The organism is Sorangium sp. So ce406, assembly GCF_051474675.1.
Lineage (GTDB): Bacteria > Myxococcota_A > Polyangia > Polyangiales > Polyangiaceae > Sorangium > Sorangium cellulosum_G.
In genome coordinates, this window is the sequence record NZ_CP150340.1 from 8,688,311 (window position 1) to 8,709,161 (window position 20,851).

The 20,851-nt window shown below is 74.8% G+C and carries 13 protein-coding genes; 4 read left to right on the forward strand and 9 right to left on the reverse strand.

The genetic code is table 11. The annotated features are described in order from the left end of the window. Window positions 1–8: 8 nt before the first annotated feature. The 3 genes from WME96_RS32315 to WME96_RS32325 form a co-directional block, all read right to left on the reverse strand. Entirely contained in the window at window positions 9–1,658 is a 1,650-nt protein-coding gene (locus tag WME96_RS32315) for a prolipoprotein diacylglyceryl transferase family protein (RefSeq protein WP_437285434.1), read from the reverse strand. Between the two features lie 82 nt (window positions 1,659–1,740). After that, a complete protein-coding gene (locus WME96_RS32320; protein WP_437292379.1) occupies window positions 1,741–3,750 on the reverse strand; it encodes an ATP-binding protein in 2,010 nt (669 codons plus the stop codon). Further along, complete coding sequence (locus WME96_RS32325) at window positions 3,750–5,468, reverse strand: hypothetical protein (RefSeq protein ID WP_437285435.1); 1,719 nt, start codon at window positions 5,466–5,468, stop codon at window positions 3,750–3,752. The genes WME96_RS32320 and WME96_RS32325 overlap by 1 nt, the downstream gene beginning before the upstream one ends. Window positions 5,469–5,610: 142 nt before the next feature. On the opposite strand from WME96_RS32325, the gene WME96_RS32330 reads away from it, so the two are divergent. Further along, window positions 5,611–6,708: a hypothetical protein gene (locus WME96_RS32330; RefSeq protein WP_437285436.1), complete on the forward strand. Its 1,098-nt coding sequence runs from the start codon at window positions 5,611–5,613 to the stop codon at window positions 6,706–6,708. A 15-nt stretch (window positions 6,709–6,723) separates the two neighbouring features. On the opposite strand, the gene WME96_RS32335 is transcribed toward WME96_RS32330, so the two are convergent. Then, window positions 6,724–8,604: an eCIS core domain-containing protein gene (locus WME96_RS32335; RefSeq protein ID WP_437285437.1), complete on the reverse strand. Its 1,881-nt coding sequence runs from the start codon at window positions 8,602–8,604 to the stop codon at window positions 6,724–6,726. A gap of 187 nt (window positions 8,605–8,791) precedes the next feature. Here WME96_RS32335 and WME96_RS32340 point away from each other — a divergent pair, with 187 nt between their 5' ends. Both WME96_RS32340 and WME96_RS32345 read left to right on the forward strand, forming a co-directional pair. Then, entirely contained in the window at window positions 8,792–10,753 is a 1,962-nt protein-coding gene (locus tag WME96_RS32340; RefSeq protein WP_437285438.1) for an eCIS core domain-containing protein, read from the forward strand. Further along, entirely contained in the window at window positions 10,750–11,121 is a 372-nt protein-coding gene (locus tag WME96_RS32345) for a cytochrome c maturation protein CcmE domain-containing protein (protein ID WP_437285439.1), read from the forward strand. Before WME96_RS32340 ends, WME96_RS32345 begins: the two co-directional genes overlap by 4 nt. On the opposite strand, the gene WME96_RS32350 is transcribed toward WME96_RS32345, so the two are convergent. The 5 genes from WME96_RS32350 to WME96_RS32370 are packed head-to-tail and all read right to left on the reverse strand — an operon-like array spanning window position 11,118 to window position 20,281. Beyond that, complete coding sequence (locus WME96_RS32350; RefSeq protein ID WP_437285440.1) at window positions 11,118–14,090, reverse strand: hypothetical protein; 2,973 nt, start codon at window positions 14,088–14,090, stop codon at window positions 11,118–11,120. The genes WME96_RS32345 and WME96_RS32350 overlap by 4 nt on opposite strands. Window positions 14,091–14,100: 10 nt before the next feature. Beyond that, on the reverse strand, window positions 14,101–15,363 hold the full coding sequence (locus WME96_RS32355; protein WP_437285441.1) for a hypothetical protein: 1,263 nt from the start codon (window positions 15,361–15,363) through the stop codon (window positions 14,101–14,103). 15 nt (window positions 15,364–15,378) lie between these two features. Continuing rightward, window positions 15,379–17,619, reverse strand: coding sequence for a phage tail protein (locus tag WME96_RS32360; RefSeq protein ID WP_437285442.1), 2,241 nt, complete (start codon window positions 17,617–17,619; stop codon window positions 15,379–15,381). After that, window positions 17,619–19,883 (reverse strand): putative baseplate assembly protein, encoded by a 2,265-nt coding sequence (locus tag WME96_RS32365; RefSeq protein WP_437285443.1) that lies wholly within the window; start codon window positions 19,881–19,883, stop codon window positions 17,619–17,621. Before WME96_RS32365 ends, WME96_RS32360 begins: the two co-directional genes overlap by 1 nt. A 2-nt stretch (window positions 19,884–19,885) precedes the next feature. Next, entirely contained in the window at window positions 19,886–20,281 is a 396-nt protein-coding gene (locus WME96_RS32370; RefSeq protein ID WP_437285444.1) for a GPW/gp25 family protein, read from the reverse strand. A gap of 135 nt (window positions 20,282–20,416) precedes the next feature. Here WME96_RS32370 and WME96_RS32375 point away from each other — a divergent pair, with 135 nt between their 5' ends. Then, window positions 20,417–20,851 (forward strand): hypothetical protein, encoded by a 435-nt coding sequence (locus WME96_RS32375; protein ID WP_437285445.1) that lies wholly within the window; start codon window positions 20,417–20,419, stop codon window positions 20,849–20,851.

Consider the following 20,851-nt stretch of genomic DNA (forward strand, 5'->3'; position numbering starts at 1 on the left):
GCAAGGGCTCACCCCCGGGAGCGGTCGCCGCCGCCCGGCCGGCTCCACGGGGTGAACATCGCGCTCGCCGCGACGTCGTCGAAGACGCGATCGAACCCTCCCGCGTGGCCGTCCAGCGCCTGCTCGGCGCCCGCCGCGGCGGCGCGCCGCGCTTCCGCGCCCCCGTGGACCGCGCGCTCTGACGCGGCCTGCTCGGTCTCGTCGGCCTGCTGGGTCTGCTCCGCTCGCAAAGCCGGCTCCGCCGGCTGCTCTCGCCCGGCCTGCCCCTGCGCGCCGGCCACGTCGCCGCGCGCCGCACCGCGATCCTGCCGCCGCGCGCGAGATCCTCCGGCGAGCGGCGCCGGGGCGAGATCGCCGTCGGGATCCCCGCCGTCCCTCCCCGCGAGCGTGGCAGCGCGAGGCCCGCCGCCCGCGGGAAGCGCCCGCTCCTGCAGGCGGCGGACCGCCGCGCCGAACAGGGCGTCGGACAGATCCGCGCGCGGCGTCGGCGAGGCCTGCAAGGGCAGAGGCACGACGACGTGGAGCAGCGGCAGCGGCGACGCGTGAGCGGAGGGCGGCGTCGCCTCCGGCAACGCCCGCGCAGCCAACGCGCAGGCGAGGCGGAGATCCGGCGCGCCGAGGGGGAGCATCAGCGAGACGTGCGCTCGACTGCGCCCGCCGCTCTCCAGGGGAGAGACGCCGACCGACACGCCGAGGCGCGTGGGGCGGACCTCCGGGGGAACACCGACGATGTCGAGGACCTCCGGCGCCGCGACGCGCTCCGCCGCCGCCCGCACGAGCTCGCGCACCTCGCCGACGTGCGCGGCGGAGAGGAGCCGCCGCGCGAGCGCCGCGCGGCGGGCGCGCACGGCGAGCGCGGCGAGGAGGACCGCGGCGACCGCGCCCGCCGCCGCCCACCGCGCGGGCGACATCGGCGACCCGCGGTCGCTCAGCGCGATCGCCGCGGCCGCCTCGAGCGCCGCCATCCAGCGCGACTGGGACAGGCCGAGCAGGTGCGGCCTGTCATCGCCCCGGATCCCCTCGAGTCCGAACCGGACGATGGCGTACGAGAGGAGCACCCAGGCGAGGACATGCCCGGGGGGCGACGCCGGCAGGAGGAGCAGCCCGATGAGCCCGATGGCCGCGAGCGCCGCGGCCTCGACGAGCTGGACGGGGAAGAGGCGAACGCCCGCGAGGTGCTTCGGGAAACCTCCGCGCACGAGCTCCTCGCCGTAGACGATCCCCACCGACGACGGCATGCCGTGGCAGCAGCCGACGAGCAGGCACCCGAGACGGCCGGCGGCCAGGAACGCGCACAGGCCGAGGCTCACGGTGTCGAGGTGCGGGAGGACGGGCTCGCGCAGGAGGAGCAGCGCGCCCGCGCACGAGAGCTGGGCGACCCAGAGGTGCTCCATGAGGACGTAGGACTCATGACCGGTGATCCACTTCCTGAGCAGCGCCCAGCCGAAGAAGGACGCGGCGCACGCCGCGGAGAGCGCCGACAGGACGAGCAGGCTGCGGCCCGCGACGAGCCCCGCCCCGAGCGTGACCACAAGCGCGGCGTAGTACCCCGCCGCGCCCATGCCGAGGAACGTCGGCCTCGGTTGGCAGGCGCGGAAGAGCGCCGGCCTCGGCAGGCCGTCGAGCCAGGCGTTGAGCCCTCCGGACGCGCGGCTCACGAGGGAGCGCCCTCCGGAGCGGTCGCGTCGCCGGTGACCTCGGGAGCGAGCTGTGGTTTGCGCGGCATCGACGAGCACCCCTTCAGCGGATCGACTTCCCTGCCTTGAGTCGCTCCGCGACGATCGCCTGGTCGAGCATCGCGGCCGTGATCCGGCAGGAGGACGCGGCGGCGGCGAAGGCCGCGGAGAGCGCGGCGTTGCGGATCTCGCCGCCGACCAGGTCGTGCCTGGTCGCGAGGAGATCGACGTCCACGTCCTCCGAGAGGCGCCCCTCCGGCAGGTGGGCGACCCAGAGCCTGCGCCGCAGCGCCGGCGTCGGCCGCGGGAACGGCACGATGAGCTGGAGCCTGCGCAGGAACGCGGTGTCGACGTTCTGGAGGAGGTTCGTGGCGAGCAGCGCGATGCCCTCGAACGCCTCCAGCCGCGCGAGCATGTAGTTGGTCTCCAGGTTGGCGTACCGGTCGTGCGCGTCCTTCACGCCCGTCCGCTTCGCGAACAGGGTGTCCGCCTCGTCGAAGAACAGGACGGCGCGGAAGCCCTCCGCCTGGTCGAACAGGCTCGCGAGGTGCTTCTCCGTCTCGCCGATGTACTTGGACACGACGCGGGACAGGTCGACGCGCAGCAGCGAGAGGCCAAGGCGAGACGCGATCGCCTCGACGGCGAGCGTCTTGCCGGTGCCCGGCTCGCCGTGGAACAGGGCCACGAGCCCCTCGCCGCGCCCCGAGGGGCCGCTCATGCTCCACTCGTCCTGCACCGTGACGCGATGCTCGATCCGGTGGACGAGATCCTCGAGCTGCGCCCTCGTCTCGCGGTCGGCGATCAGGCTCGACCAGGGGACGCGGGGCCGGCTCCAGCGCGCGAGCGAGGAGCTCGGATCCGGGATGGTCTCGCGGAGCGCCTCGACGACATCGTCGTCGCCGACCGCGGGCTTGCCGCCGCGCGCGGCGCGCTCGACCGCGCGCGCCGCGGCCCGCTCGATCTGCGCCCCCGAGAGGTGCGTCCGGTTGGCGAGCACGTGGAGCCGCAGCTCCGCGGCGCGCCCGCCGACGGCGGCCCGCCAGAGCGCCAGCTGCTCCAGCGGGCGGGGGCGCGGCAGCTCGACGCGGCGGCCCGCGAGCCTCGCCGGGATGGCGACCTCGCACCCCGGCGGGGTCGCGAGGAACACCGGCCCGGTCGGGCAGAACGACGGCGAGAGGCGGAGCGGCTCGCCCGGGGACGCCTCGACGAGCAGGAGGCCGGACGCCATCGTGGCGCACGAGGCCGCCTGCTGGAGCACCACCTCGATCTCCCTCGACGCGTCGGGGACGTGGACGAGCGGCCGCCCGAAGGCGCGGGCGACGCGGGCGGCGAGCGCGGGCGCGTCGCCGGGGCTCTCGCAGACCAGGTGGAGCACCCCGGCCTGGACGCTCTCCACCCAGGCGCAGAGCTCGGCGAGCAGCGCGGCGAGCCCCTCGCGCAGGGGAGCGTCGCCGGCGTCGAGCGGCGGCACGACGAGGACCTCGGCGCCCGTCTCGAGCCGCGCCGGGAGGTGGCCGAACGCCGCCGCGACGACGGGTGCGCTGGGGCAGAGGATGCGATCCATGCCGGCAGGGTCGCCGGCGCCGCGGGCGGCCTCTGCGCGCAGCAGGCCGCCGTCCCAGAGCGGGCTCCGGTCGAGGTAGCTGCGCGCCTGCCAGCGAGCCCCGTAATCGTCGAACAGCGCGCGCAGCGCGATGCCGAGGGTCGGTCGGCGCGGGGGTACGCCGGCGCGCAGGGCGAAGAAGATGTCGCCGAAGCGGTCGTCGAGATCCGGCAGGAGCGCGAGGGCGAGGATGTCGGACTCGAGGCGGGAGAGCCGGTGGGCGGCGAGGAGCCGCGCGAGCGGCGAGGAGGGCCCGAGGCCGCGGAGCAGCTCGTCGGACTCGGCCTGCGCGGCGCGGAGCCGCTCGCGCAGCGCCGCGGGCTCGTCGAGCACCTCGCCCGCGAAGCTGCGCGCGAGCGGCTCGAGGAAGCCCCGGTCCGGCGCGATCCGGAAGAGGTGCGCGGACAGGCGGCCCACGGTCGCTTCGAGGAACGCGGTCGTGCTCGCGGGCCCGGGCGGCGAGAGGAGCATCACGGCGCAGGGCCCTCGTAGGTGAAGCGGATGACGCGGCCGAGGTGGGGGACGAAGCCGGGGTCGATGTCCCAGCCGCCGACGCGCACGGCCAGGTCGACCGCACGCGCGGGCAGGACGAGGTCGGCGCGGTGGGCGGAGAGCGCGAGGCGACCGGGGCGGAGCAGGAGGTGGGCGAGCGCGCGGTCCGGGTCGCCCGGGGCGAACGGGGACGCGCGCGCGCCGTAGATGGCGCGCGCGCCGGGCTCGAAGGGCGGGAGATCCGGCGGCAGCTCCGAGGCGATGAGGTCGAGGAGCGCGCCGGCGTCGGCGAGGACGCGCGCGCCCGCGGCGCCGAGCTCGCCGAGCAGCGCGGCCGCGCTGGACATGGCGGCGGGCGAGGGCTCGCGGCGCGTCGCGGCGAAGACCTCGACGAGCGGCCACTGCCGCGCGAGCGAGGCGCGCCGGCGCGCCTCGCTCAGCGGCTCGAAGGCCCGGCCGAGCGCGAGCACGGCGAGCGCGATGAGGCGCGACGCCAGCGCGTCGCCGTGGTGCTCGGCGAGCCAGGGCGACCGGGCCACGCGGCGCACGAGGAACAGGAGCCCCCCGGCGTCGACCGGGTGCTCGCGCACGGCGGCGAGCGACCGGAGCGACGCCGCGGCGGCGAGCGACACGGACGACGGGGGCGGCGCCACCGGCGGCGAGCTCGGATCGACGCGCTCCGGAGGCACGGCCCCCGGCGAATCAGGCGCCGCGTCGCGCGGCTCGCCAGCGCGCTCGGCGCGCGCGTCGCGGGGGGACGCCGGGCTCCGTCCGGGAGCGGGGTCCGCCGCCGGCGCCGCGTCGCCGGCGAGCCACGGCGAGATGTCCGCGGACGGGCTCCGGGAGAGCAGCAGGCAGGCCGCGACGAGATCGCGGGCGCGGGGGGCGCGCGTGCGGCCCGCGACGCGGGCTTCCTCGGGGGAGAGGGCGCGATCCGATGGCACGGCCTGCGCCTCGGGGAGCGGGGCGGCCGCCGGACGTGGACCGGCCGCGGCGTCGGGCCCGCGCCGCGGCGGCGCGGCGGGGGCGGCGGGCGGCGCGGCGGGGGCGGCGGGCGGCGTGGCGGGGGCGGCGAACGGCGCGGAGAGCGCGCGACGCTGGCGCGCGCGCGACGCCGCCAGCGCCTCGAGCAGCGCCCGCGCCTCGGGCTCCGCGATGACCGTATCGAGCCCCCGATCGCTGGATCGCGCGAGCATCGCCACGGCGGAGGGCACGCGCTCGGGGGCGCTCTCGATCCAGCGGCGGACGATCGCGCCGGCGCCCGGCGCCGAGCCGCCGGACAGGGCCGCGAGCCACCAGGGCGGCGGGAGGCCCAGGAGCGCGTCGGCCATGGCCTCGAGCTCCGCGGCGAACCTGTCGGGAAACACGGCGATGTCGGAGGTGACGCCGCCGCCCGAGCTCGCGAGCGGCTCGATGGACGCGCGCAACGCCGCCGTCACCGCCCGCGCCCACGCGGGCGCGATGTCCGCCTCGTCGACCAGCCCGCCGCGCACGACCACGCGGACGCGCAGCGTCGCGACCGCGACCTCGGCCTCGGGACCGAGGCCCAGCGAGGCGAGGACGCCAGGGAGCGCCGCGTCCAGCGCGCGGGCGAGCCGGTCGCGGGAGCAGGCGTCGACGCGCGCGCGCCAGGCATCCGAGGCCTCGGTCGAGGCGAGGTGGACGCGGCTGGTGAGGCGGTCGATGCGGAGGTCCATCGATGACGGGCAAGCGACCGGGGCGCTCGCCGTGACGACAGATATACAGCAATCGCTGGATCGCCGCGGGACGTCTCGAGCGTCGAAGCAAGCCCGCCTCGCCGGCGTCGACGGGCCGCGCGCGAGGCGGTATTCCTCGACGATGCGGCGGACGTCGGCGGCGCTCGTCAGGGTTGCGCTCTCGGCGTGCGCGGCGTGCGCGGCGTGTGCGGCTTGTCGAAGAGCTCCGACCTCGGCGGCGGGAGACACGGCCGACGCTGGCTCTCCGGGCGCGGCCACCGCGCGGGTCGAGGACCTCCGCGAGGAGCTCCGCAGCGCCGCGTCCGAGCGCGCGCCGTGCGCCAGCGTCAGGGCGATCGTGGGCAGGATCGATGGCCTGCTCGACGCTCGCCCGACCGACGCGCCGGCGTGGCAGCTGCTCGGGGAAGCCTTGCGGGTGGGTCGCGAGGGCTGCCCCTCGGAGGCGCCCGAGGGACGTCACGCCCGGACACCCGAGGAGGCGTTCGCCGCATCCGCGCCGCACGCGCCGCCCGGCGGAGGCGCGCCCCCGACGCGCTGCGCGCGCGGCGAGGGCCTGCGCGACGGCAGAGCGCACGAGGGCCGCGGGGCCCTGAACGAAGCGGCCGCTGCCTACGGGCGGGAGCTGTACGGGGGGTGCGACGAGGGCGGGGTTCACTGGCACGGCTGGGAGCTCGCGACCGACGCCGGGGCGCGGCTCGGGCTCGCGCGCGTGGCCGTCGCGCGCGGCGACGGGCTGGAGGCGCGCAGGCAGCTGCGCAGGCTCGATCTCGACCGGACCGAGGCGGCGCTGCGGCTCGGCGACGAGGCGGAGGAGCAGGAGCTCTGGAAGCGGCTCGGGGACACGCCCCCTCACCCCTACGCCGCCGCGACGCCCGAGGCCGCGATCGCGGCGCTCGCGCGGGCCGCGGCGGAGGGCGACGCGAGGGCCTTCGACGAGGGCGTCTCGGGCGAGAGCGAGCTTCGACCGCTGCTCCAGGGCCGGGCCGACGGCGCGAGCGACTGCGATCAGCACGCCGCCCACGCGCCGCTGCGGCTGCGGGCGTGCCTCGCGGCGCTGCTCCTGCCCGACGCGGTGGAGCACGTGCGCTGCTCGGGCGAACGGCCGCGCGCGAGGTGCGAGGCCCGCGGCAGGCGGGGGTCGGATCGGCGCGTCCTCGAGGTCGTCTTCGAGCGCGGGCAGTGGCGCGTCCTCAGCGGCGCTCGCCCCACGCCGGAGTGACGGCTCGCCCGTTCATCAGGGGCACTGGTATTTCTCGGTGTAGGGGTGGACGATGAAGGGCGTCCCGGGAGCGAGGATGCCGCGGCCGATCATGTCGTCGCGATCACCCGGCTTGAGGTGGACGCACCCGTGCGAGTCGGACAGCGTGACCGGCTGACCTTTCTTGACCTGCGCTTCGTCATCGGGCGTCGTGTGGAGCATGTCGGGCATCAGCTGGTCCACGCGCTCGTCGTATTTACGGTTCTTGTTCACGTCCCGGTAATACCGGAACGCCTTCGGGCCGAAGTCGTTGAAGATCCAGGTCGAGGGGATCGCCGGCGTGCCGTAGAGCGACTCGTGGCGCTTGCGGATCTCGTCACGGGTGAAGCCGTAATCGCCGACCGACGCCCACGTCTCCTTCGCTCGATTGAGCCGGTACTGGACATCGCTCCCCGTGTCCTTGATCGGCGTCCCCCAGGCGATGCGCGACCATTTCCACGTCTTCGTGCGATACGCCTCTTCTTTCAGGATGAGGAACTCGCCTTCGGTGGTCGGGTCGGCGGGGAGGGCGCCGCCGGGCTTCGACGCCGGCGGCCCGCCTCGCGCCGGATACTGCGCGACCGCCTTCCCGCCCTTGATGTAGACGAGGAGCTGCTGCCCCGGAAAGAAGTGGAGCCCGTCCTTGGTCGGGCACACGGGGGTGAGCTCGGGCTCGGTCTTCTCGACCTTCTTGGGCTCTTCATCGCTCTTGCAGCGCTGGATGCGCAGCCCCGCGGCCCCGGGCAAGAGGCCCTTCACCGCCACGTCGCTCGCGGCGGTCCGGCCGTGGATGGCCTGCATCGCCTCGAGCGCGGCGCGATCGGCCTCCTGCTCGAGGGAGCTCCCCGGCGCATCCATCGCCGCGCGCGCGCCGCCGCCCGCCTTCGAGCCGCCCCGCTGCTGGACGACGTGCGCCAGCTCGTGGGCGAGCAGCGCGTCGCCGCGCAGCGTCCCGGGAGCGTACTGGCCTCTCGAGAAGACGATGTCTCGACCGACGGTGAACGCGGTGGCCTGGAGATCGGACGCGACCCTGGTGGAGCGCGCGTCCGTGTGAACGCGCACCGACGAGAAGTCCTGACCGAACGCCCCTTCCATGCGCGCGCGGGCCCCCGCGTCGAGCCCGGTCCCGGGGCCGAGCCGCGCGGCCACGGCGGCGGGGTTCGCCGGCGCGCGCGCGCCGCCGTCGTCCTTGAAGAAGAGGTCGGCGCCCCCCTCGTCGCTCGAGGCGCCCTTCACCGCCGTGGCGAGGCCAGGCCCGGCGCCCTCGGCCGAGGCGCTCCCCTCCTTGGGCATCTCGCCCGCGTCCGCGCCGGGCTGCCCCTCGCCCGGGCGCGCCCAGCGCCGCACCGCCTCGCGCACGCGGGCGACGGCGATGGGAATGCACGCCGCTGCGGTCGGCGCGCCCGCGCAGCCCGGCGCATAGGCGAAGAGCGCGCGCTCGCCGTGCGCGGCGGATTGCCCCTCATAATGGCCGAACCAGTAATCCACCCAGGGGCAGCCGGCGACGCCCCACGCGGTGCCTTCGAGCTCCGCCTGCACCGCGGCCTCGACCTCGGCGCGCAGCAGCGCGATGAACGCGCTCTTCGGCATCTGCCCGGGCTCGATGTCCGGCGTCCCGTCCTCGACGATGAGCGCGCCTCCGGGCGCCCCCGGCGCGCGCGCGGGCGCGTCGGCGCCCGCCGCAGCGGGCGCGGGCGCGCCGGCCGCCGCCGGATCGGCCTGGCGCTGCACGCGGAGGCCCGCAGCCGAGATCTGGAGGGGGCTCGCGGCGATGCTCGACGTGGTCTGTGGCGTCGTCTGTCGCGCGGCTTCGACGTCCATCGACGCCGCGCGCTGCGCGCCGCGCGCCTCTCGCTCCCCGCGGTCCTTGCGACCCATCGCAAAGCTCATGATCAACTACCCTCTGCTGCGCGACACCGGCAGGCGTGCAGTGTAGCCGCTTTCGTCGAGCGCTGCTGGTGCTCGTTCAGCTTCGCGGCCAGCGTACGGTATCTCGCGAGCCATCGATCGCGCCACATCTCGCGAACGTGCCACCTCCACGCGGCCAGCGTGGTATCGTGATACCATGTACGAGCGGGCGACGCGCGCCGATCCGTCCCGTGCTCCGGGGACGCCGTCTCCCACGCGCTCCGCGCAAAGCCCTGACGTCGATCCGGTCGCGTCCGCCGAGTCTGCTGGCCCCGTCCAGGCGCCGGCAGGGCTCCTCGTGGAGGATACGACCACGCCGCAGGCTGGACAGATGGGGCGGAGCGCGTTCCTCCAGCAGCTCCACGAGGCGGTGAACCAGGCCGCGGCGGACGTGCTCGGCCCGCTGTGGGCGCTCGGCGGATGCCCGTATATCGAGGCGTGGTTCGCGCGCCACGCGGGGACAGACGCCGCCAGGCTGGAGCACTTGGCGCAGATCTACTCGGGCCGGTCCGCGCCTGCTACCGCCGCCGAGTACATCCCGCCGATCGTCGCTCGACTGCGCTCATCCATCGTGCGGTGGAGCGAGGGCCGGTCGGTACAGACCGACCTGGGAGACGCCGGCATGGGCGGAGACGCTGGCGCGGCCGTGCAGATGCTGTCGGCCTCGAGCACGGTCGCGAGCAGCGCGCCGAGCCCGGCGCGGGTCGCCGTGCGCCTCGGGTCCGGGGTCTCGCTCGACAGCGGCACGGCGGCGCGCTTCGGCCGCGCACTCGGCGCGAGCGTCGATCACGTGCGGCTCCACGCGGACGCGCATGCTGCCGCGCTGGCGAACGAGATGGGCGCCGTCGCGTTCACGGTGGGGCCGCACATCGGTTTTTCGGAAGGGGCGTTTGCGCCAGGCACGATCCGCGGTGACGCGATCCTCGCGCACGAGCTGGCCCACGTGTCACAGCAGCGCGGCGCGAGGGACGCGGGGCGCCTCGAGATCGCCGGCGCCGGAGAGGAGCGCAGCGAGCTGGAGCGGTCCGCGGACGCGTCTGCGGCGCGCACGCTCCAGCGCCTCTACGGCGCTCCCGAGGCAGCGGCAGGGCGCGAGGAGGCGTCGAGCACCGGTCTGCGCCTCCAGCGTTGCAAGAGGAGAGAAGAGCCGGATCGACAGGTGCCGCCCGGGGGCGATCCGCTCCCGGCGCCCATCGACGGGAGCAAAGAGCTGTCGAGGGGCCGTATGACGTGGCACCTCACGGGTCACCGGATGAGCAGCGCCGCACAGCAGATCTCCTTCCTGCCGAACGCGACTGTCGGGGGTCGCACCGTCACATTCGTGCAGACGGTACTCCAGACGCGCGCGGGCGAGCGAACCTATGCGGAGGACGATGCGGAGTCTCGACGATTCGAGGCCGGCTCGGATCGCCGCCGGGTCGATCAGTTCCTCGCAGACAACGAGCTATTTTACGGCGCGCGATGGGATGGCACGCGATGGGTCGCTGGTGAAAACGCGACGGATCGCGACGCAGGGCGCCGGAACGCCCCGAGCTCTGCGGCCGATCCGGCGTACCTGTACGACGAGCCGATGCACAACCTGCGCGGGGACGAGCGCCAGGTGTTCGAGACCGTTGCGATTGTGCCCGAGACGCGCGAGGTGCTCGGGGCGCTCAGGTGGGGAACGGAGTACAGCAGCAGGCCCCCTTATCGCCGGTTGCTGTTCGGGAGAACGGAGGACTGCCAGGAGACGGCGAGCGCGGACTTCTTCGCCGCGCTGGATCGCTTCTACGAGGCGAAATATGAGGCTATCCTGGACGGCTTCGCCCCGGGCGGGGCAGATCTCACCGATGCACACCGCGCCCGGCTCGCGTCCACGGTCAGCCGGCTCCGCGCGAGCAGCGATCTGGTCGTCGAGGCCGGCGGATATGCCGACTTGCACGAGCCCGACCCTGCAGTCGTCGCCACCCGGCGGGCCCAGTCCGTGAAAGCCTACCTCGTGCAGCAAGGCATCGCGGAAGGACGCATTCAGGTGGTCGGCTACAGCTCCCAATGGGCGCGTGTCGCCACCACGCCCGGCGCGGACGCGCCGGCAAACCGTAGAGTTCAAGTGTGGGTGCACCGACAGGCAACGCGATGAAAGGCCAGCTCCGAGGCGTGCTCCTCCTCGCGCTCGCATCCATGGGAGCGTGCGATCGCGCGCCGGAGACGACATTGGTGGACGACATCGCGGCGGCGCCTGCGGAGTACCGCGACCGAACGGTACGCGTGCGCGGCGCCGTCACGCCGGGCTCTCTTCGAACGACGCATGCGGGACCGCCGCGCACGTCGTTCCTGATCGCCGGCGCCCGCGCCGCGCTGGTGGCCGAGCACGAAGGCGCGGTCCCCGATACGCTCTATGAGGGCAATGAAGGAACCTTCGACGGAACGCTCGTCGAGTCGCCATCGGGCGTTTTCCTACGCGTCCGACACATGACACTTCGAATCGGCCGCCGGCCGCCTCACTAATTTCGTGCGTCAGAAATCCCGCGCAGCGCGCGCAGGACCTCCTCGTAGCCTCGCTCGCCGAGCGCCGCATGCAGCTTCCTCAGCTCCGCGGCGGGCCCCTGGTGCTCGGGCGAGACCGAGGCGAGCAGCTCGATGGCCTTCGCGTCGTCCCCCTCGCTCCTCGCGAGGACCTCGTCGTAGGTGCTCCAGAACGCCGGCTCGCTGGCCGGCTTCGACGCGGCGAGCGCGGCGAGGGCGCTCTGGATCGCGGCGCCGTCCTCCTTCATCTTCTTCGCGAGCCGGTCGGAAGCGCGGCCGCCCACGAGGCGCGCGGCGTTCCTCTTCGTGCTCGACAGCACCTTGTCCGCCGGCGTCGCCGGGAGCCCGGCGATTTCCGGAGCGATGTCGGAGATGGCGCGCCGGCCGTACTCCGTCCGCGCCGTGTCGAGCGCCGCCTGCCATCGCTCGTTGCCCTGCGACGCGTACCCCTTCGCGTAGAACGCCTGCTGCGAGAGCGTCGCTTCGCCGCGCGAGCCGCGCGTGCGCGCCTCGGCCTCGAGCAGCTCCTCCAGCGCGGCCACCTCGGTGTCGGGCAACGTGACGGCCGCGAGCTTGAGCGCCGCGAACCCCTTGTGCTCGCGGAGCAGGAGCTCGATCGCCTGGTCGCGGGCCTCGGCCTCGACCGACGGATCGTTCGGGCGCGCGGCGCGCAGCTTCTCGACGATCTCGACGCGGGTCTTGCGATAAGCGCTCCACGTCCCGGAGAGGCCGAGCTCGGGGGCCCAGAGCAGCAGGCCCGACACGACGGCCTGGCGCGCCGACTCGTCGCCGAGCAGCATCGGGACGACGCTGAACGTCTTCAGGGGCCGCGCCTTGTTCGCCGCCCTGAGCGTGGCGATGTCGAACGTGGGGTACCGCGCGTCGCGGCTCCGCGCCGGGACGAAGCTGTTCACGAGGGAGCCCGCGAACGCGCTGTCCAGCCCCAGCTTGCGCAGGTAGTACATCGCGCCGGTGCCTTCCTCGACGGCGCCGTCGCCGTCGGGCGCGACCTCAGCCGAGTTCGGGACCTCCGTCACGACCGGCGCGCCCGTCGGGTCCCTGTCCGGCGGGGCTGTCGGGTTCGGCGTCGGGCTCGCCGGGGTGCCCTGCGGCGCAGCGGGCGGCACGGCCGCGCGCTGCACGGCGAGCTGCGTCTGCCACACGAGCAGGAGGTCGAGCACCACGTCGAGCACCACGTAGAGCACGTCGAGGAGCACGAGGCGTTGCTTCACGTAGAAGATGAACCCGTGAGGCCTCGCGGCCGCGCCGAGCACGTCCCCGAAGAGGATGTCGATCAGCGAGCCGTTCGCCGCGGCGGCCGCGCCGCCCGCGATCGCGGTCCACGTGGCATAAGGCGCCACCGAGAGGTCGGCCTTGACCGCGCCGACGATGGGGTACTTGCGGCGCAGGCCCTCCATCGGCACCACGATCTTCACCGCCTCGATCTCGCGGTTGATGAGCCGCTCCATCGATAGCCCGCCGCACTTGCCGATGATCCGGAAGAGCGCCCCCCAGATCGGCTGCTCGAGCAGCGCCGCCAGGCGCTCGTCGCGGGGCTCGGCGCCGCAGCGGTGCAGGACGATGGAGTCCTTCTCGGCCGCGCGCACCATGTCCTCGAAAATGTCGTCGTCGTGGACGGCGACGACGGAGTACACGAGGACGTTCGTGTCCTTGAAATAGGCCTTCGCGGCTTTGGAGGCCCTGAGGACGCGCTGGTAAGCGAGGGTGAGCGTCGGCCCCTTTCCGACTTCCTCCTCGCGCTGGGCCGGAGGCAACGGCAAGAAGCCATAGGGGGGGATCTCGCGGAAGCCGAGGTCGTACAGGTTCGGGATCTGGGCAGGGAACGGCGTGGCCGGCGCGTTCGGCGAGGGCGGCGGGCAGAAGTAAAAGACCTTCTTGCCGCCCTCCTTGGGCCAGCCCGCCGCGAGGAAGCGATCGTGGACCTGGCACTGGAACTGGTGCAGCCGCGCGATGATCGCCGGGGCGGTGGGGGCGCCGCGCAGGTTCGCGTGCCACCCGGCGGACGCCGTCGCGGCGATCGAGCGCCGCGGGATCCACGGGTCGACGAACAGGATCGTCCCGTCCGAGCCGACATACACCATCGCGAGCGGGACGTGTCCGGCCACCCTGTCGAACGGGCCCGGGCCGCGGCAGAAGTCCTTGTTGCCCTCGTCGAGCGGGAAGGGCCGCGCCCAGCGCGTGAGCAGCGAATGTTCGTAGACCCCGAAGTAATAGGCCGCGAGGATGCTCCGTAGATCCCAGGACGACTCGATGGTCTCCATCGGCACCTCGACCGGGAACCGCGCGAGCGAGAGGACGAACCCGCCGCGGATGCCATCCTTCTCGCACGCCGGCGCCTTGCCCGGGCAGACCTGGGTGTAGACCTTGGCCTCGCCCTCGAGGGAGTCCTTCGGATCGATGAGGAGCAGGTACGGGCCCGCCGGCAACGCCTGCCCCGCGGGCATGTCGCCGCACGGCATCGGCGCGAGGCACACGCACGGGAAGAAGGCGGTCCCGCCGTCCACGACCACCGTCTTGTTGGACCGGAACTGGTCCATGAGCTGGGCGAACGTGAACTCGAAGTCAGCGCCGACCACGACGGGCTGCCCGATGCCGTTGTACGCGAGCCCCGGCTTGAGGACGACCCTCTTGCCGGGCTCCATACCGCCCTTCGGCTGGTACTTGCCGTCGGCCAGCTTGTCGGGGGCGGTCCACGCGTGGTCGTAGTCGAGGCTCATCCCCCAGGCGACGCCCGGCGGGTGCACCTCGCCGAGGAGGCGCGCGCGGTAGTCCCAGTAGATCTGCTCCCTGCGCAGCCCCTCCGCGGACAGGAAGCGTCCATTGAAGTAGTTGAGCCGGAAAAGGCCGTTCTGCCCCGGGGCCTGCGCCTCGGTCTCCGGCAGCGCCAAGGGCCCCGCCGCCGTTCCCGTCGCCGTCTTCGAGCCTCCCATGGCCGCCTCCTCAAACCTTCCAGGTGTCGATGATGCTCACGTCCCGCCCCCTGCCCGCGCGCGTGATCGGGTCGCCGAGCACGCCCGCGAGCGGCGCGCCCTGATCGGAGACGAGCGGCATCGGGCCCTCGCCGCGCACGTGGATCTGGTACGTCACGCCGGCCGTCCCATCGCCGAGCGAGGCGCCGTTGCCGATGTCGAGGACGATATCGCTCCCGTCCGCGCTGCTCGCCACGTCGGCGGTGAGATCGGTCCAGCCCGAGCCCGACAGCACCGCGAGCGCGAGCGGCTTCGCCGCTGCGATCGCCGCGTGCGGGGCGCCGGACAGGTGGACGCGCAGCTGCGTCGCCGACGCGACGGTCCACCCCGTCACCTGGAACGGGCGCGAGAGCGGCGTGGCCGCGAGCGGCGCGCCGAGCAGCCGCTCGCCGAGCAGGCTCTCGGCCGCGAGCTGCGCCGACGGGAGGAGCGCGCGCGGCGCGTTGTCGGGGTTGCCAGGGGCGTCCACGGCGAAGGCGGCGGCGCCGTCGCCCGCGCCTGTCTGGTCGAGATCCACGACCGCCAGGAGGAGAGAAGCGCTGTCGGGCTTCCTCCAGAAGCTCGACAGGGGCGGCGCCTCGGGCGCCGGCGGCTCGCGCACGTTCATCAGGAAATCGAGCAGCACGTCGCGCGGCGAGCGGGTCGGCGCGGCCGAGAGGAGCGCGGACAGCCACGCGCGCTGGAGGGCGTGCGGGTCCGCGGGCGGGGACGCCGAGAGCTCGATGTGGAACCGGTCGAGGAGGCGGCTGTACGCCGCCGTGTCGCCCGGCCCATCGCACGCCGGCGCGATCGCGGGCACCGGATCCGCCTGGCACGCCTCGTAGCGGAGCACCACGTACGCGCGCCGGATCGTGCCGTTCACGGTGCCGTCGGGCGCCTTCAGTTCGGCCCAGATCGCGTGCCGCGCGAGCGCCGCGACGTCCAGGCACTGGTCCTGATCGACGTATATCTCGCGGCCGAGCGCGTCGACGGCGAGGCCGGGGCGCACGATGACGCGGGTCCGCCGCCCCTCGGTGTCGGGGTCGCCGAGCACGACGCGCAACCCGTACACGGTGCCGGCGCCGTGGAGCAGCGCGTGGTGCAGCCGGCGGCGCAGCACGCGCTCGCGCTGCTCGACCGAGAAGTCCTCGGCGCCGAGCAGCATGCCGTAGTGGTACCGGAGCCGGACGAACGGATCTCCCGGCACGGCGGGGTCCTCCGGGACGACAGCGTTGAACGGGAGAGGGTCGCTCACGGTGTGCTCCTCGAATCAAAGAAGATGAGTGGTCTTGCCAATCCGGGCGCCGCCAACGAAGCTGCCGAGGGAGCGGCTCGCGCCGGCCACGCCGAGCGTCGACGGGGCGCCGAGCGGGCTCCTGTCGACGACGAACGGCTCGAACCGGGCCGGGTCGCCGAGCCGGGTCCCGAAGCCGACGAAGCTGGTGATGCCGACGCGGAGGCCGGCCTCCAGGAAGCACACGTCGTGGACCGTGTGCGCCGGCTTGTTGCGCTCGATCGCGGTCTCGACGATGGACGCCAGCGTGTCGTCCTTCGGACGGAAGACGACCACGGTGAAGCGGTGGGCCGTGGCGCTCGCGCCGGCCGGGTCGCCGTCCAGCGACAGGCCCGGCCCGAGGACGGCGCCGACGATCGGGCCCGCGCCCTCGCCGAGCACGCCCATGGAGCGCCGGCGGAGCCGGAACGCCTCGACGATGTCCACGCGGGCGCCGGTCACGATCTCGAGCAGCCGCGAGAGGCCGGGCACCGTCCCGCGCTGCCGGAACAGCCGCGCCCCCTCGCGGAGCAGGTCGCGGCGCGGCCCCTCGCCGAGGCGAGGGTCGAGCGCGAGCGCCAGGAAGCCCGCGAGCCAGTCGAGCGCCTCGTCCGGGCAGCTCCGCGGATCGAAGAGTCGCGGCAGCGCCTCGACGCGGAGGTCCATCTCCGTCAGGAACCCCTCGAACAGCGCGAGCGTCTCGTCCATCGCCTGCGCGGCCGCGGGGTCGTTGCGCCAGAACGCGGGGAGGTGGTCGAGCATCGACGGGCGCGGATACGTGGCGCGGATCCCGGCGATCGCCGGCGATCGGCGCTTCTTGCCGCGCAGCGTGAGCCGCAGCCACAGGTAGCGGCCGGGCGCCTGCTTCAGGAGCCCCTCCAGCGTCTCGACGCCGGCGGGCGCGGCGGGCGCGAAAGGCACGTCGGCCCACGCCGCGCGCCGGTCGAGCGCGCCGACGGGCGCCCACCCCTCGACGTCGTCCGCGGTGAGCGAGCCGAGCGGAAAGCGCGCCGGATCCGCGGGGACGGAGGGCCCCTCCGCGGGAGGGCGCGCGGCGCGCGGGCTCGAGGGGAGGTCGTCCGAGGTGCGGGCGTGGATCTCGAGCGACGTGCCCGGCGGGAGGCACGCCTCGACGAACACGCGGTGCCATACGCACCCGTAGCGCTCGGAGTCGAGGGCGAACGTCTCGACGCGGCCCTCGGTGCTCGGGGCCGTCTCCACCACCTCGTACAGCGAGCGGACCCCCTTCTCCGTGGTGACGGCGGGCGCGCCGCGGGCGTCGAGGAAGAGCGCCCTGCCGTCGAAGCCGCGGACGCCGAACGACCCCACCGTGCGCAGCCACCCCGGCGTGACCGAGAGCTCGACGAAGCGCATGGGCGCGCCCGGCGGCCCCGAGACCTCCCCGACGAGGAGGTGGCCGTCCGGCAGCACGAGCAGCGGCAGCGGGTCCTCGAGCCCCGGGACGGCGTGGAGCGCGGCGGCGCCGCCGGAGACGAGGGCCACGACGGCGCGCACGGCGGGCTTGCCGGGCTCCCACACGAGCGGCGCCGCGAGCCGGTAGAGGGCCGCGAGGCGCTCGCCGCCGCCGGCCACCGCCACCGGGACGGCGCCCGCGGGCAGCGGCGGGGAGAGCGCGGTCACCTCGCGCCACTCGCCGCCGTAGGGCTGGAAGAACAACGCGCCGCGCGACGCGTCCGCGGCGAGCACGCCGGCGTCCGCGCACGCGAGGTGCTCGAGATCGGCCCCCGCGGGGAACCGCACCGTGTCGAGCCAGCGCAGGTCGTCCTCGGCCAGCACGAGGATCCGGCGCGCGCCCCGCTCGAGGAGCCACAGCCGCCCGCGCGGATCGCGGCAGAGCGCGCGCGGGTCGTCGAGGCGCGCGGGCGGCGGCGGGACGGCCGGGCCGAAGGCGAGCGGGCCGCGCGGGTCGCCCGTCGCCTGTCCGCCGAGGCCGAGGGGCGCCCACGCGCCGTCGCGGAGGGCGAAGGCGTCGCCCGTCCGGTCGACGAGGAGCACCGTCGCCCCGGCGCACCCGTCCGGCGAGCAGGTCACCGCGGCCGCGCCGCCGCGCGCGGCGAGCATGGCGGCGAATGCGGACGGGTCGACCGGCTCGGTCGCGAGCTGCTCCGCGGTCGCGAGGCGGATGGTCTCGTCGCGCGCGTCGAGCGTCGTGGCGTCGTAATCGAAGCGCGCGAAGGCGAGCTCGCCGCGGACGTGGACGAAGCGCGGGGCGGCCATCAGCAGACCTCCTCGACGACCGGGACGGGCAGCGACGTCTCGCCGGCGGGGCGCTCGGAGTCGCCGTCGCGGTCGATGGGCTCAGGCGTCGTCCTGTCCGTGGCGACATGGACCCCGCGCACCACGGGCAGCTGCCAGCTGCGCAGCTCGACCTTGCCCGCGGGGATCGTGCCGTCGGCCGCCGCCTCGCCCTCCACGACGACGCCGTGCACGAGGCGCACGCCCTCGACGCGCAGGATCGCGGCCTCCACGTCGGCCTCGCTCACGACCCGGCCGAAAGGCCAGCCCTGGCCGGCGGGGCCGTACGGGGGCAGCGGCGCCAGCGCCTGGCGTATGGCCAGCTCGACCCAGCGCCGCACCGTCGCGGGGCCGTACCCCTCGTCGACCTCGAACGCCGCCGAGATCCAGACAGGCACGTACTCGGGCGCCGTGACGTAGAGCTCGGTGGTCACGAGCCGGCGCGGCTCCAGGAAGGCGCACACGCGCCGCAGCGTCTCGCGGTCCGGCGCCGGCTCGTCCGGGTGGCGCGGATCGTAGCTGGGCACGACGACGAGCGTGACGACCCCGGGCACGCCGTCGACGCGGCCGTGCGGCTGGTGCCGCGGCAGCACCTCGACGCGGCCGAGGCCCGCGCCCGGCGTCTCCATCGCGAGATCGCGGAAGTCCTCGGCCGCGACGGCGCGGTCGTTGTGCCGGAGCACCTGGGGGATGCGGCGCCTCGCGGCCTCGATGGTCTCGGCGTCCACGCCGCCCTCGGCGGCGAACGGGTTGTGGACGGCGAGGGCCAGGACCCCCTTCGGCGGGCGCACCTTGGCGATGGCGCCCGCGGGCACGTTGCCGACCGCGCCGCCGCCGTGGCGGTAGCTGCGCGCGCGGATGACCTCGCCCGCGCGGGGCATGCGCCCGCGGATCCCGTCGCCGAACCGGACCTCGCCCGCGACCGGATCGAGCACGTAGTGCGGATCGCCCGGCGCCGAGACGCCGAAGTGCTCGACGCGCTGCCACGCGACCCAGCCCGAGGGCTCGCGGACCTCGATGTACGCCGTCTCCGCGAGCACGGGCGCGTGCGCGAGCCGAAGCGACTGCGCGGGGCGGCCGGTGCCATTGCCGAGCAGCTCGGGCGGCGCGGTGACCGCCTGCTCCACGGGCGCGACGTTGACGTCGACCCACGTCACGACCGGCTGCGGAAGCTCGGATGCCCCGCCGCCCGCCGTCCTCGGGCGGAACGCGCGGATCCACGTGACGATGCGGGCGGCGAGGGCGCTGTCCTCGACGAGCGGCGGCAGGTCCCCCGCCCCCTCCAGCGCCTCGTCGAGCCCCGCGAGGGTCCACGCGCCGAAGCCGCTCGCGTCGGCCGGCAGGCGGAGCCTGAACACGCCGGTGCGCGAGAGGCCGGCGGTGCCGTCGTGCTCGACGGCGAGGCGCTCGTAGCGCAGCCGCTCGATCGAGGGCGCGCTGCCCGTGAACTTGCCTGTCGCGATCTGCCAGATCACCGGCAGCGCCGCCGCGGGGGCCCCTGGATCGGGGCAGCGCTCGACGTCGTCCGGGCCGGAGAGGGCGCCGTCGAGGAACACGCCGACGGAGAGGATACGCCCCTCGATGAGCTTGCGGATCTGCGCTGGCGCGTGGGTCTTCGCGAGCCCCTGGGGCACGAGCAGCGCGATCCAGAGGGTCTGGTCGACGGCGCGACCGACGGGCACCGAAGCCCTTGCCACGCCGCCCTCCGGCGGCTCGATCCACGTCGTCGTGTAGAGCGCGATGGGGGCCTTCTTCCCGAGGTGGTCCTCGAGCGCCTGCTCGACCTCCTCCTTGCCGATGAGCTTCGCGGGGTCGGCGCCCTCGAGCGGCGCCTTGACCGCGGCCTGCGCCTCGACGGGGAGGACCTCGATCTCGCCACGCACCTCCCACTCGACCTTCCCCGCGGCGACGACCGTCTTCTCGGCGGTGGGGCCCTCGGGCAGGAGCTGCGGCGCGTCGACGCCCTTGCCGAGGGCGAGCTGGATGAGCGTGCGGGCGGAGCGCGCGGGGCGCGGCGGCACGTCGAGCAGGTTGAGGAACTCGAGGAGGGATTTGTCGGGGACGCGGTTGAGCCGGTAGAGCAGGTTCTCGCCGAGCCAGGCGAACACCTCCAGCAGGGCGATCCCGGGGTCGCTCGGGTTGTGATCGGTCCACGCCGGGCTGTGCACGGGGATCCGCCGCACGAGCTCGCGGCGCAGGTCGTCCCATGTCCGATCGTCGAGCTTGGGTGAGCGGAAGCTTTCCACGGCTACGCGTTCCCTTCATCGAGGTAAAACGGGAAAACGAGGTTCTGCGGCGCGGGGTTGTCGGCGAGCAGGTACCGGATGCGGACGCGCACGAGCGTGGGCTCGGCCGTGTCGGGAAAGACGTCGACGGCGTCGAGGCGGACGCGCGGCTCGTCGCGCTTGATCGCGGTGGTGACCGCGTCGCGGATGAGGGCGCGCGTCGTGACGTTGTTGGGCGAGAAGAGGAAGCGGCGCAGGCCCACGCCGTACGTGGGGCGGCCGATGCGCTCGCCGGGCTCCGTCAGGAGGAGCGTGCGCAGGGCCTGGGCGACCGCGTCCTCGCCGGAGATCCACGAGAAGCCGGGCCCGGGGGCGAGCGGGAAGGCGAAGCCGGTTCCGTAGCGGGCGCGGTTGGCCACGGGTCACCCCTCCTTCTCGGCGCGGCGCGCGCCGCGCGCGCGGGCCGGAGCGGGCGGCGCGCTTGCGGTGCGACCGCGTTGTTGTACAAGGCACCGCGCCCGCGCGGGGGGCGACGTCCACGGGGGGACAGGCCGATGGAACAGCGAGCGTTGTTGTGGGCTGGGGTGCTCTGGGCGGCGATCGCGGGGTGCGGGAGCGAGGACGACCCGGGCGGCGGCGGCGCAGGGGGCAAGACCGGCTCGGCGACCCAGGGCAGCGGCGGGGAGGACGGCAGCGGCGGCATGGCGGGAGGCGCGGGCGGCGAGACGGCCAGCGCCGCGACGGGCGGCGCGATGTGCACGGGGGTCCCGCTCGGCAGGGTGTGCGCTTCCGCAGCCAGCTGCGTCACGGGCAACTGCTACGCGGGACAGTGCTACGAGCGGGGGATCGGCAACCCATGCGCGGTGGACGAGGTGTGCGACACCGACAACTGCTTCGACGGCTGCTGCACGAACAACACGCCTGGCAGCCCCTGCGACGACGACGGCGACTGCGGCGGGGCCGCGTGCAATGAAGGGATATGCAACTGA

Excerpts from the sequence above, each read along its gene's own strand:
- WME96_RS32320 (WP_437292379.1), bottom strand. The coding sequence starts at position 3,750 with ATGCTCCTCTCGCCGCCCGGGCCCGCGAGCACGACCGCGTTCCTCGAA.
- WME96_RS32325 (WP_437285435.1), bottom strand. The coding sequence starts at position 5,468 with ATGGACCTCCGCATCGACCGCCTCACCAGCCGCGTCCACCTCGCCTCG.
- WME96_RS32330 (WP_437285436.1), top strand. The coding sequence starts at position 5,611 with ATGCGGCGGACGTCGGCGGCGCTCGTCAGGGTTGCGCTCTCGGCGTGC.
- WME96_RS32335 (WP_437285437.1), bottom strand. The coding sequence starts at position 8,604 with ATGGGTCGCAAGGACCGCGGGGAGCGAGAGGCGCGCGGCGCGCAGCGC.
- WME96_RS32340 (WP_437285438.1), top strand. The coding sequence starts at position 8,792 with ATGTACGAGCGGGCGACGCGCGCCGATCCGTCCCGTGCTCCGGGGACG.
- WME96_RS32345 (WP_437285439.1), top strand. The coding sequence starts at position 10,750 with ATGAAAGGCCAGCTCCGAGGCGTGCTCCTCCTCGCGCTCGCATCCATG.
- WME96_RS32350 (WP_437285440.1), bottom strand. The coding sequence starts at position 14,090 with ATGGGAGGCTCGAAGACGGCGACGGGAACGGCGGCGGGGCCCTTGGCG.
- WME96_RS32360 (WP_437285442.1), bottom strand. The coding sequence starts at position 17,619 with ATGGCCGCCCCGCGCTTCGTCCACGTCCGCGGCGAGCTCGCCTTCGCG.
- WME96_RS32375 (WP_437285445.1), top strand. The coding sequence starts at position 20,417 with ATGGAACAGCGAGCGTTGTTGTGGGCTGGGGTGCTCTGGGCGGCGATC.